Genomic DNA, 16,517 nt, shown 5'->3' on the forward strand with positions numbered 1-16,517 from the left:
CCGGATCTCCCGGAAAACTGTCTCCCTGATTTAGCGCGGACCTCGATGTGAAGATGGCAGTCGAACGCAAGCTCGTCAGGGGAACGACGCCGCAGCCGGCGGCCAGCCGCGCCCAGGCGGAAGTCCAGAACGAGCCGATGGTCGATTTCATCGAGCTGTTCTTCTTCGCCTATCGCGATTTCGTCGGCGACGCCGACCGCCTGCTCGAGAACTACGGCTTCGGCCGCGCGCATCACCGCGTGCTGCATTTCGTCAGCCGGCGCCCGGGCCTTCCCATCGCCGCTCTGCTCGATATTCTGAAGATCACCAAGCAGAGCCTCAACCGCGTGCTGAAGCAATTGCTCGACGCCGGCTTGGTGGAGGCGCGTCCCGGCGCCATCGACCGCCGCCAGCGGCTCTTGTTCGCGACGCCGAACGGCGTGCGGCTGGCGCAGGAGCTCGCGGCGCTGCAGTCTGAGCGCTTTCGCCGCGTGTTCGGCGAGCTGCCGCAAGGCGCGCAGGACACGGCGGCCGACTTCCTGCTCGCCATGGTGAACTCGGCCGACCGCGAGGGCGTGCGCGCCCATCTCTCGCCGCGGCGCCGGCGCCGAGACGACGCCGCATGAGCCTCGCGGTCGCGGCCTCGCCGGAGGAGGATCGCGCCCGGCGCCATATTCTCGTCGTCGACGACGACAAGCGCATCCGCACCCTGCTCACGCGCTATCTCGCCGCCGAGGGCTATATCGTCAGCGCCGCCGCCGACGCCGAGCAGGCGACGGCGCTGCTCGGCGACATGGAGTTCGACCTCATCGTGCTCGATGTGATGATGCCGGGCGAGAGCGGCGTGCAATTCGCGCAGCGCCTGCGCCGGGACCCGGGGCAATCGCGCACGGCGCCGATCCTGATGCTGACCGCGCTCGGCGAGACGCGGGATCGCCTCGACGGGCTCGAGGCCGGCGTCGACGATTATCTCGCCAAGCCCTTCGAGCCGCGCGAGCTGTCGCTGCGCATCGCCGCGATTCTGCGCCGCGCCAGCCGTCCGGCGCGCCTTTGCGGCGTGACGGCCGTCCGCTTCGGCGCTTTCGTCTTCGACCTCGAAAAGGGCCGATTGCTGGAGCATGACAAATTCGTCCATCTGACGACGCGCGAGAGCGAGATCTTGACGGCGCTCTCGCTCGAAGCCGGCGCGATCGTGCCACGACAAAGGTTGGCGCGGCGCGCGGTCGATGGCAAAGTCGAGTCCGCGGGCGAGCGAAGCGTCGATGTCGAGATTGCGCGGCTGCGCCGCAAGATCGAGCGCGACGAGGACGGCCCGCGTCATCTGCAGACGATCCGCGGCCGGGGCTACCGGCTATGGGTCGACGAGATGATCGGCGAGGACGAGGAAAACGGAAGCAAGCCATGACTTTAGCCCTTCCCGCTCCACTCGACGCGCCCCGCCGCCTGTGGCGCGGCGTCGCCGGCTGGCTGCACGAGCGCATGCCCAAGGGCCTCTACGCCCGCTCGCTGCTGATCGTGATTCTCCCGATCGTGCTGCTGCAATCGGCGGTCGCCTATTTCTTCATGGAGCGCCATTGGCAGGCGGTGACCTCGCGGCTTTCCGCCGCCGTGGCGCGCGACGTCGCGGCGCTGGTCGATCTCTATGACGCGCTGCCGGAGCCGGGGCGGCAGGGAACGCTACAGCGCATCGCCGGCATGGACCTCAATGTCGAGCTGCATTTCCTTCCCGTGGAGCCGCTGCCGCCGCCGACCGGGAAGCCGTTCTTCTCGCTGCTCGACCACACGCTCTCGCGCGAATTGTCGCGGCGCCTCACGCACCCCTTCTGGATCGACACGGTGGGGCGCTCGCATTTCGTCGAGATCCGCGTCGCTTTGCCGGACACGAATCTGCGGATTCTCGCCAGCCGCACTTACGCCTACGCCTCCAATTCCGAGATTTTCTTCATCTGGACGGTGATCGCCTCGCTCGTCATCATCGCCATCGCCGCCTCCTTCCTGCGCAATCAGATCCGCCCGATCCTGCGGCTCGCGCGCGCGGCGGAGGAGTTCGGCAAGGGCCGCGAGGTCGCCTTCAGCCCACGCGGGGCGCGCGAGGTGCGGCAGGCGGGCGCCGCTTTTCTCGAGATGAAGCGCCGCGTCGAGCGCGCCATGGAGCAGCGCAAGACCATGCTGAGCGGCGTGTCGCATGATCTGCGCACCATCATCACCCGCTTCAAGCTGTCTCTGGCGTTGATCGGCGATTCGCCCGAGTCGGCGGAGATGAGGAAGGATGTGGCCGAGATGGAGGGGATGGTCGAAGGCTATCTCGCCTTCGCGCGCGGCGACGCCGGCGAGTCGACCGAGTCCGTGGACGTCTCCGCCCTGCTCGAGGAGATCTGCGCCGAGTCGCAGCGGCTCGGGCTCGAGGCGAAGACGCGCTTCTCGGGCCGACCGCAGGCTGCGGTACGGCCGGCGGCCTTCCGCCGCTGCCTCGCCAATCTCGTCGGCAACGCCCAGCGCTATGCGAAGCGCCTGGAGCTCTCGGGCTCGAACGACGGCGCCCGTCTCGTCATTCATATCGACGACGATGGTCCCGGCATACCCGATGATAAGCGCGAGGACGCCTTCCGCCCATTCTATCGGCTCGACGAGTCGCGCAATCAGGACGAGAGCCATTCCGGCCTCGGCCTCGCCATCGCCCGCGACATCGCCTATGCGCATGGCGGCAATGTGAAGCTCTCCGACTCCCCACTCGGCGGCCTGCGCGCGACGGTCAGCCTGCCGGTGTGATCGCCGGGGATTCCCGGCGGCTTAAAGTCGAGTGACCGCAGCGGCGGACGCCGCTGCGGAAGGCCCATACGTCATCGATGTTCGATCTTCGCGTGGGTTTCGCCCCATTACTCCGCCGGACAGGGGATTTCCTTCGTCACGCCTTCGAGAAAGGCCTTCATGCCGCAATTGGCGCGCAACGGACCGGGCTTGCTGTTGCCCTCGAAGGTCAGAAAGCTGACGATCCCGCGCGGATTGATGGCGATCACCTTGTATCGCTCTTTTCCCGACGTCGCATAGCATTTGCCTTCCTTGATATCCTCAGCCGTCAGAGCCATCGTCGCTTCTCCTTTCGCGTTCAGAGCCTAGCGTCATTCCGCAAGAGCCATGCCGCTTCTCAATGATCGTGATCATCGTGATCATGATCGTCGTGATCGTCCCCGCCCTTCTTCTGGACGACATGCTCGGTGAGAAAATCGCCGGCGGCGATCACCCCGTCGTCGTCGAGCGCATGGCCGAGGCCCTTGCGCGTCATCGACCAGACGCGTCCGCCGCCGGCCGTGATCGCCGCCTTGGCCTCGCGCATGGCGGCGAGCGGCGCGATTTCGTCGGCGTCCCCGTGGATCAGCAGAATCGGCGGCGCGCCAGAAGCTTGCGGCGCCGGCGCGCCATACTGGCCGCCCGAGAACGCGACCACCGCCTTGAGCGGCCCCGGCCGCGCGAGCCCGGCGCGCAACGCCAGCGTCGCGCCTTGCGAGAAGCCGACCAGCGCCAGATGCGAGGGCGGCAGCCGGCGCTTCTCCAACGCCGCGTCGAGGAAACGGTCGAGCGCCGCGAGGCCCTTCTCGAGGCCGCCCTCTTCCGCCGCGTCGAACCAGCGCCCGCCAGGCGCCTCGGCGGCGAGAAACTCGGCTTTGGGCAGGGTCGGCGCCCAATTCAGCGCCTGATCGATGAATGCTTGTCCGCTCTCCCCTTCCCCATGCAGCAGCACCACGAGAAAGGCGGGCTTGCCGCAGGTCAGGGCGGCCAGCGCCGGCCCTTCGACGATTTCGGTCATGACTCCTCCGCGACGCCAGCGACGCTGGCGCCCAAACTGCTTCTCGAGATTAGGCGCCGAAGAGGGATCGGCGCCGAACGAGAATCGATGCCGTAAAGCAAGAGGAGGACCGCGTGGCGGACTACAAAGTGACGGTCGAGGAGCAGCCGGACGGCAAATGGGCCTGCTTCCTGCATGTGCCTGGTGAGGAACCGTATAATCTGGGCAAGACCTTCAAGAACGAGGAGCGGGCCGACGCCTGGCTCACCGTCGGCGAGGCCACAACCGCGATCGACATGGCGGTCGCGAAGCTCACCAAGAAGTAAGCCGACGGAAGACGCAGCGGCCGCACCCTGTCTGAAATCCGACAGGCGGTCCCTGTCATTCGTATCCATTATCCGAGGCGGGAGCGGCGGAACGGTCGCCCTCCCGCAAGCGAGCACTCTGCGGAGACCCTCGATGACGGTAGATCTCAAGAGCGACTGGACAGACGCCGATATCGCAAAGCTGATCGGCTCGGTGACCGACGACCGCGACTGGCGCCTCGAGGTCAGCGCCGAGGGGCTGGCCTCGCTCGTGGACAAGAGCGCCCATCCGACCGACGCCGCCTATGACGACACGCTTCACTGCTTCCTCGAGACCTGGATGCAGGGGACGGATTTCGTCGGACCTTCCGCCGCCGGCGACAAGGAGCTGGTCGGCAAGGTCGCCAAGGCGCTGCGCGAGAACTATCCTACTCTGAAGGGCCTGAAGTTCGTCTACGTCTCGCTCTGAGAGCGCGGCGCCCCTCCCTCCGGGACACATTCTCCAAACCGAGTTCACCACAGCCGTCGTCTCCGTGGCGCAGAATATCCTGCCCGCGCAGGCGACGGCTGACGTTGATCTAGAACAAAACATGAACTACCGGGTCGATTTGACGCCGAACGCAGCGGCCGTTATCAGTGTATGTTATAACATAACATCAAAAGGCCCGCCATGAACGAGACTGCGGATCATCGCCTCCCCGTCACCGTGCTGTCCGGCTTCCTCGGCGCCGGCAAGACCACTCTGCTCAATCATGTGCTCAACAATCGCGAGGGGCGTCGCGTCGCCGTGATCGTCAACGACATGAGCGAGGTGAATATCGACGCCGATCTCGTCCGCGACGGCGGCGCCGAGCTGTCGCGCACCGACGAGAAGCTGGTGGAGATGACCAATGGCTGCATCTGCTGCACGCTGCGCGACGATCTGCTCGCCGAGGTGCGCCGTCTCGGCGAGGAAGGTCGTTTCGACTATCTGTTGATCGAGAGCACCGGCATCGCCGAGCCGCTGCCGGTGGCGAGCACCTTCTCCTTTCGCGACGACGATGGCGCGAGCCTCTCGGACCTCGCCCGGCTCGATACGATGGTGACGGTGGTCGACGCCGTCAGCCTGCTGCAGGATTACGGCTCCAACGACTTTCTGCGCGACCGCGGCGAGACCGCCGGCGAGGAGGACGATCGCACCCTCGTCGATCTCCTGGTGGAGCAGATCGAATTCGCCGATGTGATCGTCATCAACAAGGCCTCGGCCGTTTCGCCGGAGCGGCTCGCGCTGGTGCGCAAGGTGGTCAGATCGCTCAACGCCGACGCACGCATCGTCGAGACCGACTTCGGCCGGGCGCCGATGGACGCTATTCTCGACACCGGCCTCTTCGACGAGGAGAAAGCCGAGCGCCATCCGCTCTGGCATAAGGCGCTCTACAGCCCGAAGGAGCATGTCCCCGAGACCGACCAATATGGAATCGAGAGCTTCGTCTATCGGGCGCGGCGACCGTTCCACCCGGAGAAATTCAACGCCTTCATCAATGCGACCTGGCCGGGGCTCATTCGCGCCAAAGGGCATTTCTGGCTCGCCACCCGGCCGAACTGGGTCGGCGAATTCTCGCTCGCCGGCGCGATCGCCCATGTCGCCGCCATGGGCTATTGGTGGGTCGCCGTGCCGAGGCGGCATTGGCCCGACCACCCCGAGTGGAAGCGTCTGTTCGATCGCCATTGGGACGCGGTCTGGGGCGATCGGCGTCAGGAGATGGTGTTCATCGGCGTCGGCATGGACGAGGCGGCGATCCGTCGGGCGCTGGATGATTGTCTCGTCGGCAAGGACAAGACCAAGAGCTTCGATCCTGCCGCCTATCGCAAGCTTCCCGATCCCTTCCCGGCCTGGGAGCGGACCAATGCTGCGTGAGCCGACGGACGGGGGCGACTTCGGCGGCGCCCCCTCGCGCAGCCCGCTGCACGGACGCTCGCTGCTGCTCATTCCCCGCTCGCTGGAGCGCTCGATGGCCGCGCAACTGGATGTAGCGATTTTGCCCGCATCGATGCGCCTGCGCCTCACCGGAGACATGAACGCTCTGCCGCGCGCTGTCGCGGATGCAGCGGCGAGCTTTCGCCTCGAGCCGTCGCTCGCGGACTGGCTCAGCGCCGATATTCTCGAGCTGGCGCGGCTCTATCGAGAGACGACGCGGGCGGCGCGTCTCGTCGTGCGGATCGAGACCATCATCGACGACGCCTGCCGGCTGTTCCACACCGATAATGTGCGGTTTCGTCTGGCGACCACCTATCGCGGCCCAGGCACGCAATGGCTGGACACGGCGGACCTTTCTCTGCTCGCGGAGGGCGCGACGCCGACGCCGGACTCGATCCGCCGCATGGATCGCGGCTGGATCGCCGTCATGCGCGGCGGCAAAGCGGCGACGCCCGACGTCCCCGCTCTGCCGCACCGCTCGCCGCCCATCGCCGGAAGCGGCGCAACCCGGCTGTTCGTGGCGATCGACGAGGCTCTCGCGGGCTGAAGGCCCGCGCGAAGAACCTCGGCGCGCGCCCGCTGTCAGTGCGGGGACGGCGCGACAGCGCGATTTGCGAGCAGCTTCGTCACATCGTCGAGGGCCTTCTTCGCCGCGGCGAGATTGGGATCGAGGCGGAGCGCCTGCTCGAGATCGGCCTTGGCCGGCTCCAGCTCGTGCTTGCCGCGAAGCGCATTGGCGCGGTTGAGGTAGGCGCGCGCATATTTCGGATCGAGCTCGATCGCCTTGCTGAAATCGGCGAGCGCCTTGTCGTAATCGCCCTTGGCGTGCAGCGCGAGGCCGCGATTATTGTAGGAGACAGCCTGCTTGCCGTCGCGCGCGATCGCGGCGTCATAGTCGGCGAGCGCATGGTCGAGATCGCCCTTCGCCTGATAGAAGGCCGCGCGGTCGAGCAGAGCGCGGGCCGATTTCGGCTCCAGCTTCACGGCGGCGTCGAAATCTGCGAGCGCATGATCGAGATCGCCCTTCGCCTTATAGGCGCGGCCACGATTGGCGAGCGCCATCGCCGATTTCTTGTCGAGCTGCAGCGCCTTGTCATAGTCGGCGATGGCGCGGTCGAGATCGCCCGCGCTCTGGCGCGCGTCGGCGCGGCCGATATAGGCCTCCGTCGATTTCGGCTGGGCCTCGATCAGCGTGTCATAGTCGCCGATGGCGCCGGCGACGTCGCCCTTGGCGCGCTTGGCGGCGGCGCGGGCGGAAAGCGCGGCCGCCGCCGCGCGCCGGTCCATCTGCAGCGCCATGTCGTAATCGGCGATGGCGAGGTCGTAGTCGCCCTTGGCGTGATAGGCGCCGCCGCGATTGACATGAGCGACGACGTGATTGTGCTTGGTTTCCTGGGCGCCGAGCTCGATGATCTCCGTGCAGGCGGCGATGCGCTTGTCGGGATCGCCGGATCGGCAACCGGTCCACAGATCGGCGAGATGCGTGCTCCGGTGCTGGACCTTGTGTTGCGCCTTATGATGGCTCCTGGCGTCGGCCGTGGCGCCGAAGGCGACGAGCGCGGTCGCGGCGAGCGCGAGCCGAAGCGGCCGGAGGGTTGGGAGGTCGAACGAAAAACGCGCCATCTGGTCAACGGGCTCCTTGGAGTTGACGATTCCGCCATTTTTATTCCCGCGACGACCTGCGTCGAACGCGGCCATCGGATCACGCGGGCGACGACGACGAGCGGCCAGCAGAGGCCGCGCCGGGACACCGCGATTCGTCCCGTCAGCTGAGCAGCGCAGCCGGACGGCGCGCCGAAAAGCCGGCGCTGAAAGAAATTTCGGTCATGATGGCCCCCGAATCGGTCGTCCTGCGACCGCCGCTCAAAAATCCGCCGTCATCGCGGCGAAGAGTGACGAGGCCGCGGGCGCTTTGCAAGAGGCCCCGCGTTCCCGCGCCGAAAAAGCCCGACCGGCGCGCCCGCCACGCCCCCGGCTGCGACGTGGCTGTTGGAAATCAGCGAATTGAATGCCCAATTCGGGCGAAAGGCGCGCCAAGACTCTTCAGATCGGCGCAAAATTATTCTAAGACAGAAATCGATGAGCCTCTTGACCTCGACCGAAGATCTCGCAGCGGCCTGCGCCCGCCTCTCCCGCCATCCTTTCGTGACCGTCGACACGGAGTTTTTGCGCGAGACGACCTTCTGGCCGAAGGTCTGCGTCATTCAGCTCGCTTCGCCGGAGGAGGCCTTCGCCGTCGACACGCTCGCCGAAGGCCTCGACCTCTCGCCTTTCTTCGAGCTGATGGCCGACGCGAGCGTCGTCAAAGTGTTCCACGCCGCGCGCCAGGACCTCGAGATTATCTGGCGCCTCGCCCGGCTCATCCCGACTCCCTTGTTCGACACCCAGGTCGCAGCCATGGTCTGCGGCTTCGGCGATCAGGCCTCCTATGTCGAGCTGGTCAAGGCTATCGCCAAGGAGAGCCTCGACAAATCCTCCCGCTTCACCGATTGGTCGAAGCGGCCGCTGTCCGTGGCGCAGATCGATTACGCGATCGCCGACGTCACGCATCTGCGGCAGATCTACACGCATCTGCGCCAGCGGCTCGAGCGCTCCAACCGGCTCGACTGGCTCGTCGACGAGATGCGCACGCTGACCTCGCCCGAGACCTATGAGCAGAGCCCGGAGAACGCCTGGGAGCGGCTGCGCCACCGCGTGCGCAAGCCGCGCGATCTCGCCGTGCTGATGGAGCTCGCCGCCTGGCGCGAGGCCGAGGCGCAGAGCCGCGACGTGCCGCGCGCGCGCGTGCTGAAGGACGACATGCTGGTCGAGATCGCGTTGGCCGCGCCGCGCAGCCAGGAGGCGCTCGGCGAGCTGCGCGCCTTCCCGCGCGGGCTCGAGCGCTCGCGCTCGGGCGCCGACATCGTCGCTGCGGTCGAGCGCGGCCTCGCCCGCGATCCCGCCGCTCTGCCGCGCATCGAGCGCGAGCGGCGCAGCGGCAACGGCGCGACGGTCGAGCTGCTCAAGGTGCTGCTCCGACAGGTGGCGGAGGAAACCGGCGTCGCCACCAAAATGATCGCCACGGTCGAGGACCTCGAGGCCATCGCCGGCGACGACGCGGCGGATGTGCCGGCCCTCTCCGGCTGGCGGCGCGCCATTTTCGGCGAAAAGGCGCTGCAGCTGAAAGCCGGACGGCTCGCCCTCGCGGTCGAGCGGGGAAAAGTCGTCACGCTCGACTGGCTGGAGCAGGACGAGCCGACCCGCTAGAAGCGCTTTCCGATCAACCAGAATTCTCTCTAGCGGGCCCGACTCGGTCTATTCGACGTGGATGAAAAAGAGCGAGCCTGAAGGCTCGCGGTCCAGGGCCCGCGCTTGGACCGCGAACCTTCAGGCTCGCTCTTTCAGCACCTTCGAGCTCCCGCCCGAAAGGTGGAAATCTCCAAAACCGACGCCAGAAAATCGACCTACCTGAGTAGGTGGGCAAGGGTGGGATACGCCCAACCCGGCTGCGCGCCTCGACCCACCCTTATTGCGGCGCAAAATGCGTCATTTCCACGACAAGATATTGCATTTTCAAATGGTTCTATAGGAAGGCCGGTGCGACAATGCGCGCCTTGATTTACGGCGTTTGCGGCGCAACATAAACGCATGTTGCAGCGCACTAGTCGCAAGACGGCGCTGCGCCGGGCGACGTCCATCGCCCAGCGAACTTGGAAGGACGACATCATGAAGACTGCAGGAGACCGCATTTTCGCTCTGGCCCTCGGCGCCGCCGCGCTCGGCCTCGCGGGCGCGCCCCTGCGCGCCGAGCCCGCCGTCACACTGAAGCCGCTCGCGGCCGCGAGCATCGACGCCGGGCCCAAACATATGGTCGGCTATTTCATCGGCTCCGGCGGCGCTTGCCGGCTGACGCTGATGATCGCCGACGCCGCCAGCCTCGAGCAGGCGACGCCCGCGACCGCGACCACGCGGCTCGTGGCGCCGATCGACAGCGGCAAATCGGCGCAAATCGACACTGCGGTCGGCCAGACGCTCCGATTCGCCTGCGCGTCCGATGGGCAAGCCATGACGGTGACCGCGATCGACCGCAACCGCCGCGTCGTCGACTGACCTCAAACGGGCGCCGCGGCCTCGATCGCCGCCTCGGCGCCCAGCAGACGGGCCAGCGCCTTGGTGCGGCTCGTCAGCCTTTCGCTGGCGAGCTCGGCGAATTCATCCGGCAGGCCGAGCGCCAATCGCCCATCGCCCATGCGGAGCGGCGTGCGCGGCAGCACGCCGGGCATCGCCGCCGACAAGAGATAGGCGACGCGCAGCGCCGCCGAAAGCAGCCGCGCCCGCTCGAGCAGGCGCGTCGTCAACAGCCCGCGCACCGGCAGCGCGCCCTCGCTGTCCGGCCCCGCATGGCGCAGCACCGCGACCAGAGCGAGAAACGCGCGGCCCGGATGGTCGACCGCCACGAAGGCGGAATTGGTGATCACATTCATCGACTGGCTGGCGCGATAATCGGGATGGGCGCGCCAGCTCACATCCGACAGCAGGCAGGCCGCGTGACGCAGCCGCGTTTCCTCGCGCGTCTCATCGAGGCCCGAAGAAGCGATCAGCGCGTCGGTCCAGGCGACCAGCTCGTCGCCATATCCCGGCGCGCGCGCCATCGCCTGCTCCAGCTCGCGCGCGGCGAGCACCAGCGGGTCGGCGGCCCGCGCCTCTTCTGAGAGGCGTTCGAACAACAGCCCCTCGCGCACGCCGGCGGCGGAAATCACCACTTCCTTGGGCTTGGCCCGGCGAATCACCTCGTCGAGCACGATCGCGCCATAGGCGAGCAGCGGGCGCCGCGCCGCCGAGACCGAGGCGATGTCGGCCAGCGCCTCGCTGTCGACGCGCTCCAGCAGGTTGGCGAATTCGGCCGCGTCATCGGCCGGGATGCGATAATTATGCATCACATCCAGCGGATAATTGTGCTGGCGCATATGCAGCCGCGCCAGCGCGCGCCAGGTCCCGCCGACCGCATAGAAGGCCCGGCCGCGCAGCTTCGCGAGCGTCTGTGTCTCCTCGATCGCCTTGCGGGCGATGCGAACGGCGTGACGGGTGGAGCGGCTGGAGGCGTCCATCAGCGCGAGGCCCCCGAGCGGCAGGGTGACGCCCCTTCCCATGCTCCCGCCATGGACTTCGATCAGCTCCAGCGAGCCGCCGCCGAGATCGCCGACGACGCCGTCGGGCTCGTGAATGGCCGACATCACGCCGAGCGCCGACAATTCGGCCTCACGCCCGCCGGAGAGCAGCGAGATCTCATGGCCGATCGCCGCGCGCGCGCCGTCGAGGAAAGCGGCGCCATTGACGGCGTCGCGCGCCGCCGCGGTGGCGATCACCTCGACGTCGCAAATCTCCATGATCTCGCAGAGAGCGCGGAAGCGGCGCAGCGCCTGCAGCGCCTTGCGCATCGCATCCTCGGGCAGGCGGCCCGTGGTGACGACGCCGCGGCCGAGGCCGCACATGACTTTTTCGTTGAAGATCGGCGTCAGCGCGCGTTCGAGCGCCGCATAGGCGACGAGGCGCACCGAATTGGAGCCGATATCGACGATGGCGACCGGCGCGGCCGCCGCGTCCGCGCTCGCCTCAGCCCTCGTCCTTGGGCTTGAGGAGCGAGCGAGGGCGCCATTCCTTGAGAGACTTGCCACGGCCGGAGAGACTCGGGTTGGTCATGAAGTATTTATGGGCGTTGAATCGCTCTTCGCCCTCCGGGGGAGTTATGCGTAACGACGAGCCATCCGGCAAGACGCGGTAGCTCTGTTCGTTGTCGATGAGATTGGCCAGCATGATCTGGTCCAGCACCTGCTGATGCACGGTCGGATTGGTGATCGGCATCAGCACCTCGACGCGCCGGTCGAGATTGCGCGGCATCAGATCGGCCGAGGAGATATAGACATGGGCCTTGGCGTGCGGCAGCGCATGGCCGCCGCCGAAGGCGTAGACGCGGGCGTGCTCGAGGAAGCGCCCGACGATCGATTTGACGCGGATATTATCCGACAGCCCCGGCACGCCGGGCCTCAGGCAGCAGATGCCGCGCACGATGAACTCGACCGCCACGCCCGCCTGCGAGGCGTGATAGAGCGCGTCGATGATCTCGGGATCGACGAGGGCGTTGCATTTGCCCCAGATCGCCGCGGGCTTGCCGGCCCTGGCGAAGCCGATCTCCTGCTCGATATGCTCGAGCAGCCGCGTCTTGAGCGAGATCGGCGAGACCGCCATGCGCTCCAGCCCGGCGGGCTCCGCATAGCCGGTGATGTAATTGAAGATGCGCGCAACGTCGCGGGCGATCGCCGGATCGGCGGTGAACAGCGAGATGTCGGTATAGATGCGCGCCGTCACCGGATGGTAGTTGCCGGTGCCGATATGACAATAAGTGGCGATGCCGCCGCTCTCGCGCCGCACCACCATCGACAGCTTGCCGTGAGTCTTGAGCTCGATGAAGCCGAACACGACCTGGGCGCCGGCGCGCTCCAGATCGCGCGCCCAGCGAATATTGGCCTCCTCGTCGAAGCGCGCCTTCAGCTCGACCAGCGCCGTCACCGATTTGCCGGCCTCCGCCGCCTCGATCAGCGCGCGCACGATCGGGCTGTTCGAAGAGGTGCGATAGAGCGTCTGCTTGATGGCGACCACATTGGGGTCGCGCGCCGCCTGCTGCAGGAACTGCACGACGACGTCGAAGGTCTCGTAAGGGTGATGGACGCAGAGGTCCTTCTGCTTGATGGCGAGGAAGCAATCGCCGCCATTGTCGCGCACGCGCTCGGGAAAGCGCGGATTATAGGGCTTGAACTTGAGATCTGGACGATCGAGCGCGACGAGCTCGGAAAGGTCGTTCAGCGCCAGCATGCCGTCGAGCGAGAACACCTCGTCCTCGGTGACGTCGAGCTCCTCGGCGACCAGAGTGCGCAGGGTCTCCGGCATGTCGGAGGCGACCTCGAGACGAATCACCAGCCCGCGGCGGCGCCGCTTCAGCGCCGTCTCGAACAGGCGCACGAGATCCTCGGCCTCTTCCTCCACCTCGAGGTCGCTGTCGCGAATGAGGCGGAAAATGCCCTGCCCGCGTAATTGATAGCCGGGGAACAGCCTCTGCGCGTTCATCGCGATCAGCGTCTCCAGCAGCATGAAGCGCTCGCGCCCCTGCCCCGTCCCTTGCGCGCTCGGCAGCCGCACGAAACGTTCGATCTTCTGCGGCAGGCGCACCAGCGCATGCAGCATCTTGCGGTCGCCCGGCCGCACCAGCTCCAGCGCCAGCGTGAAGGCGAGATTGGGGATGAAGGGGAAAGGATGCGCCGGGTCGATGGCGAGCGGCGTCAGCACCGGGAAGACGCGCGCCATGAAATGCTCGTCGAGCCAATCGCGATCGGGCTTCGACAAATTGCCGGGCTCGACGATGACGATGCCGACATCCTCGATCTCGCCGCGCAATTCGCGCCAGCGCCGCGACTGCTCGGCGGTGAGCAGAGCGACGCGCTCCTTGATCTTGACCAGCTGCTCGGCGGGCGTCAGCCCGTCCTGCGACGGCGTCGTCAGCCCTTCTCGCACCTGTCCGCGCAGGCCGGCGACGCGCACCATGTAGAATTCGTCGAGATTATTGGCGGAGATCGACAGGAAGCGCAGCTGCTCGAGCAGCGGATGGCTGCGGTTCGACGCCTCCTCCAGCACGCGGCGATTGAACTCGAGCCAGGACAATTCGCGATTGATGAAGCGCTGCGGCAGCGAGGCGAGCTCATCGGGCCGCAGCAGCAGATCGCCCGGCTGATCCATCACCGGAATGTCCGCGCCTGTGCGGCCCGCCTCGAGATCGTCCTGAATATGCTTCGTCATGCTCTGTCTCTTTCCGTCGCGTCGGCCCGATCTTGCCTTGCTCTTCACCGCCCGGAGAAGCGCGCCTTCGGAACCTGCGCCATCAGCTTCGCTGCTCATGACGACCGCAGCGCTTCGAGCAGCTCGCCCGCGAGCGCGCGCGTCACCCTCCGTCCGCGCGCCAGAGCCTCCTCGTCGAGCAGCCGCACGAAGGCGCGCGCTGCGTCCAGCGAGCGCTCGAGCCGCAGCGCGAGATAGTCGACGAGCCCAGGGTCGACCAGGAGCTGCCGGTCGCGCAAAAGCTTCTCCAGCACGGCGCGAATCAGATCATCATCCGGCGCGCCGATCTCTACGACAGGCGCACGACGTAAACGCGACAACAGATCCGGCAGCGCGACGGTTTCGCCGGAGGGCGGCCGACGGCCGCAGAGAAGCAGGCTCGCGCCACTCTCACGTAAGAAATTCATCAGATGAAACAAGGCTGTCTCGTCCTCGACCGCGTCGAGCCCGTCGACAATGGCGGCGCGCGGCGGCGAGGCGGCGAGGCGCTGCGGGGTCATGAGGTCGGAAGGGTCGACAAACAAAGCGTCGCTGCGCTGCGCGAAGATGGCGCAAAGATGGCTCTTGCCCGCCCCCGCGGGACCGAGCAGCAACAGTGCGGGATCGGGCCAGTCGGGCCATCGCGAGATCATTTCGAAAGCCGCGCGATTGCAGGGCGAGACGAGAAAGGCCTCCGCCTCGAAGCGCGGCGCGCCGGCGAGATCGAGCGGCAATTGTCCGGCGCGGCGGCGCGCGAGCTCGTCCGCCTCGGTCATGACCCCTCCGCGCGCGGCGCCTCGGCGCCGAGAAAAAAGCTGCTGCGCCGGTAGCGGCTCACCAGAAAGCGCAGCACGACGCCGACCGCCGCCGCCGCCGGCGCGGCGAGCAGCATGCCGGTGAAGCCGAACAGCGAGCCGGCGGCCAGCAGCGCGAACATCAGCCACACCGGATGCACGCCGATGGAGCCGCCGACGAGCCGCGGCGACAGAACATTGCCGTCGAGGAAGAGGCCCGCGCAGACCAGCGCGACCGCCTCGGCCGGCAGGCTCCAGTCCGGCCAGCCCTGCACCGTCGCGACGACGATCGACAGGACGAAGGCGGTGATCGATCCGACATAAGGCACGAAGCTCAATATCCCCGCGGAAACGCCGATCAGAAAGCCGAAATTGACGCCGAGCAGCGACAGGCCGATGCTGTACCATAGGCCGAGAAACAGGCACACCAACGCCTGACCGCGCACGAAGCCGGCGAGCGCCCTGTCGATGCCGCGCGCGATGAAGCGAATGTCCTCGCGATGGCGCGGCGGCACGAGCTGGTCCAAGGTCGCGACCATATTGTCCCAGTCGAGCAGAATATAAAAGGCGACGACCGGCGTAATGACGACGAGCGCCGCCATATTGACCAGCGCCGCCCCGCCGGAGACCAGCGATTTCACGAAGGCGGCGGCCATCCGCGTCGCCTCGGCGGTGATGTCGTTCACATATTTCTGGACCTCGGAGGGCGCGTCGGCCGTCGAGAGCCCGAGCTTCTCATAGACGCTGCGCGCGAAATCGCCCGTCGCCTCGCGCGAGATCCGGGCGATCAGCCCTTGAAGGGTCGTCAGATAGCCGGGCAGGCTCACGACGAAATCCGAGAGCTGATGCGTCAGAATCGGCGCGGCGAAGAAAACGACCGCGGTGACGATCGATAGAAAAACGGTCAGAATGCACAGTGAGGCGCCGAGCCGCGAGAAACCGGCCCGCTGCAGGCGATCGGCGACCGGATCGAGCAGATAGCCGAGCGCGAGCCCTGCGACGAAAGGCGCGAGCACGGCGCTGACCGTGTAGACGAACAACAGGAAGAGCGCGATCGCCGCCGCCCAGAATGCGAGCTGACGCTCGAGCGTCATCCCCGCGACACTCGCACGCGCTCCGCGCGCCTGACGCTCCGCCATCTCACGGTCCCATGTTCCTGATCCATCTCCACAGATAGACGGCGGCGGAAACCACGGTCAATGCCGAGACGGCGACTGACAGCGTGAGAACGGCCTCATCGAGCGGAAACGCGAAGGCTCTGGTCGCGAGCACGAGCGCGGCAAGAGCGAGCTGCGCCGCCGTCGTCGCCTTCGAAACAGGCAGCGGCGAAAGATCGATCCGCCGCTGCAGCAGCCAGGACACGGCGACCGCGCCGATGATCAGCACATCGCGCGAGATCACCAGCAGAGCGAGCCAGGACGGCAGCACGCCGACGAGGGCGAGCGTCGCATAAATGGAGACGATGAGCGCCTTGTCGGCGAGCGGATCGAGCAGAGCGCCGAGCTCGGTGCGCAGATCGAAGCGCTTGGCCAGCCAGCCGTCGAGAGCGTCCGAGGCGCCGGCGAGGACGAAGACGCCGAAGGCGGCCGGCCAGTTCTCTGTGACGATCATATCGATCGCCGCCGGAGTCAGCACGAAGCGGCCGATGGTGATGAAATTGGGCAGCCAGCGGAAATAGAGGGAGCGCATGCTCCCTTATCTGGGACGTGCGCGGAGAATGTCATGAGGGCGACGAGTGCGGAATATCCGAAAGAACGACGCATCCTTCTCCTACTCGTGGGAGAAGGCGGCCCCGCGAAGCGGGGTCGGATGAGGGTCCCGACGAGAACGCGGCTCGAAGGAAAACGCCGAGT

General features: G+C 66.9%; 17 protein-coding genes. 9 read left to right on the plus strand and 8 right to left on the minus strand.

Annotated features, from left to right (window positions below):
• The first annotated feature begins 53 nt into the window (after nt 1-53).
• From CQW49_RS02795 to CQW49_RS02805, 3 genes are read left to right on the plus strand one after another with little or no spacing between them, the layout of a single operon-like run.
• Complete coding sequence (locus CQW49_RS02795) at nt 54-605, plus strand: MarR family winged helix-turn-helix transcriptional regulator (protein WP_003612462.1); 552 nt, start codon at nt 54-56, stop codon at nt 603-605.
• Entirely contained in the window at nt 602-1,384 is a 783-nt protein-coding gene (locus tag CQW49_RS02800; protein ID WP_003612461.1) for a response regulator, read from the plus strand. The genes CQW49_RS02795 and CQW49_RS02800 overlap by 4 nt, the downstream gene beginning before the upstream one ends.
• Nucleotides 1,381-2,748 carry an ATP-binding protein gene (locus CQW49_RS02805; protein WP_003612460.1) on the plus strand — a complete coding sequence of 456 codons (1,368 nt, stop codon included), beginning with the start codon at nt 1,381-1,383 and terminating at the stop codon, nt 2,746-2,748. Before CQW49_RS02800 ends, CQW49_RS02805 begins: the two co-directional genes overlap by 4 nt.
• Before the next feature lie 107 nt (nt 2,749-2,855).
• Here CQW49_RS02805 and CQW49_RS02810 read toward each other — a convergent pair whose 3' ends face one another.
• Both CQW49_RS02810 and CQW49_RS02815 read right to left on the minus strand, forming a co-directional pair.
• Entirely contained in the window at nt 2,856-3,065 is a 210-nt protein-coding gene (locus CQW49_RS02810) for a hypothetical protein (RefSeq protein WP_003612459.1), read from the minus strand.
• A 59-nt stretch (nt 3,066-3,124) separates the two neighbouring features.
• Nucleotides 3,125-3,784, minus strand: coding sequence for an alpha/beta hydrolase (locus CQW49_RS02815; protein WP_003612458.1), 660 nt, complete (start codon nt 3,782-3,784; stop codon nt 3,125-3,127).
• 113 nt (nt 3,785-3,897) lie between these two features.
• On the opposite strand from CQW49_RS02815, the gene CQW49_RS02820 reads away from it, so the two are divergent.
• The 4 genes from CQW49_RS02820 (at nt 3,898) to CQW49_RS02835 (ending at nt 6,572) form a co-directional block, all read left to right on the plus strand.
• On the plus strand, nt 3,898-4,089 hold the full coding sequence (locus CQW49_RS02820) for a hypothetical protein (RefSeq protein WP_003612457.1): 192 nt from the start codon (nt 3,898-3,900) through the stop codon (nt 4,087-4,089).
• Nucleotides 4,090-4,222: 133 nt separating this feature from the next.
• Nucleotides 4,223-4,537 carry a hypothetical protein gene (locus CQW49_RS02825; protein WP_003612456.1) on the plus strand — a complete coding sequence of 105 codons (315 nt, stop codon included), beginning with the start codon at nt 4,223-4,225 and terminating at the stop codon, nt 4,535-4,537.
• A 201-nt stretch (nt 4,538-4,738) separates the two neighbouring features.
• Nucleotides 4,739-5,965 (plus strand): zinc metallochaperone GTPase ZigA, encoded by a 1,227-nt coding sequence (gene zigA / locus CQW49_RS02830; RefSeq protein WP_003612454.1) that lies wholly within the window; start codon nt 4,739-4,741, stop codon nt 5,963-5,965.
• A complete protein-coding gene (locus CQW49_RS02835) occupies nt 5,955-6,572 on the plus strand; it encodes a DUF1826 domain-containing protein (protein WP_003612452.1) in 618 nt (205 codons plus the stop codon). The genes zigA and CQW49_RS02835 overlap by 11 nt, the downstream gene beginning before the upstream one ends.
• A gap of 35 nt (nt 6,573-6,607) precedes the next feature.
• On the opposite strand, the gene CQW49_RS02840 is transcribed toward CQW49_RS02835, so the two are convergent.
• Entirely contained in the window at nt 6,608-7,648 is a 1,041-nt protein-coding gene (locus CQW49_RS02840) for a tetratricopeptide repeat protein (protein ID WP_003612448.1), read from the minus strand.
• A gap of 456 nt (nt 7,649-8,104) precedes the next feature.
• Here CQW49_RS02840 and rnd point away from each other — a divergent pair, with 456 nt between their 5' ends.
• Both rnd and CQW49_RS02850 read left to right on the plus strand, forming a co-directional pair.
• Nucleotides 8,105-9,271: a ribonuclease D gene (rnd, locus tag CQW49_RS02845; protein ID WP_003612446.1), complete on the plus strand. Its 1,167-nt coding sequence runs from the start codon at nt 8,105-8,107 to the stop codon at nt 9,269-9,271.
• Nucleotides 9,272-9,730: 459 nt separating this feature from the next.
• Entirely contained in the window at nt 9,731-10,114 is a 384-nt protein-coding gene (locus tag CQW49_RS02850; protein WP_003612444.1) for a hypothetical protein, read from the plus strand.
• A 2-nt stretch (nt 10,115-10,116) separates the two neighbouring features.
• On the opposite strand, the gene ppx is transcribed toward CQW49_RS02850, so the two are convergent.
• The 5 genes from ppx to CQW49_RS02875 all read right to left on the minus strand — a co-directional run bounded on the left by ppx (nt 10,117) and on the right by CQW49_RS02875 (nt 16,353).
• Complete coding sequence (gene ppx / locus CQW49_RS02855) at nt 10,117-11,679, minus strand: exopolyphosphatase (RefSeq protein WP_003612441.1); 1,563 nt, start codon at nt 11,677-11,679, stop codon at nt 10,117-10,119.
• A complete protein-coding gene (locus CQW49_RS02860; protein ID WP_003612440.1) occupies nt 11,618-13,852 on the minus strand; it encodes an RNA degradosome polyphosphate kinase in 2,235 nt (744 codons plus the stop codon). The genes ppx and CQW49_RS02860 overlap by 62 nt, the downstream gene beginning before the upstream one ends.
• Before the next feature lie 95 nt (nt 13,853-13,947).
• Complete coding sequence (locus CQW49_RS02865; RefSeq protein WP_003612437.1) at nt 13,948-14,646, minus strand: P-loop NTPase family protein; 699 nt, start codon at nt 14,644-14,646, stop codon at nt 13,948-13,950.
• A complete protein-coding gene (locus tag CQW49_RS02870) occupies nt 14,643-15,758 on the minus strand; it encodes an AI-2E family transporter (protein WP_024749327.1) in 1,116 nt (371 codons plus the stop codon). Before CQW49_RS02870 ends, CQW49_RS02865 begins: the two co-directional genes overlap by 4 nt.
• Nucleotides 15,759-15,804: 46 nt before the next feature.
• Nucleotides 15,805-16,353 (minus strand): CDP-alcohol phosphatidyltransferase family protein, encoded by a 549-nt coding sequence (locus tag CQW49_RS02875; protein ID WP_003612431.1) that lies wholly within the window; start codon nt 16,351-16,353, stop codon nt 15,805-15,807.
• Between the last annotated feature and the right edge of the window lie 164 nt (nt 16,354-16,517).

This window comes from Methylosinus trichosporium OB3b (genome assembly GCF_002752655.1).
Lineage (GTDB): Bacteria > Pseudomonadota > Alphaproteobacteria > Rhizobiales > Beijerinckiaceae > Methylosinus > Methylosinus trichosporium.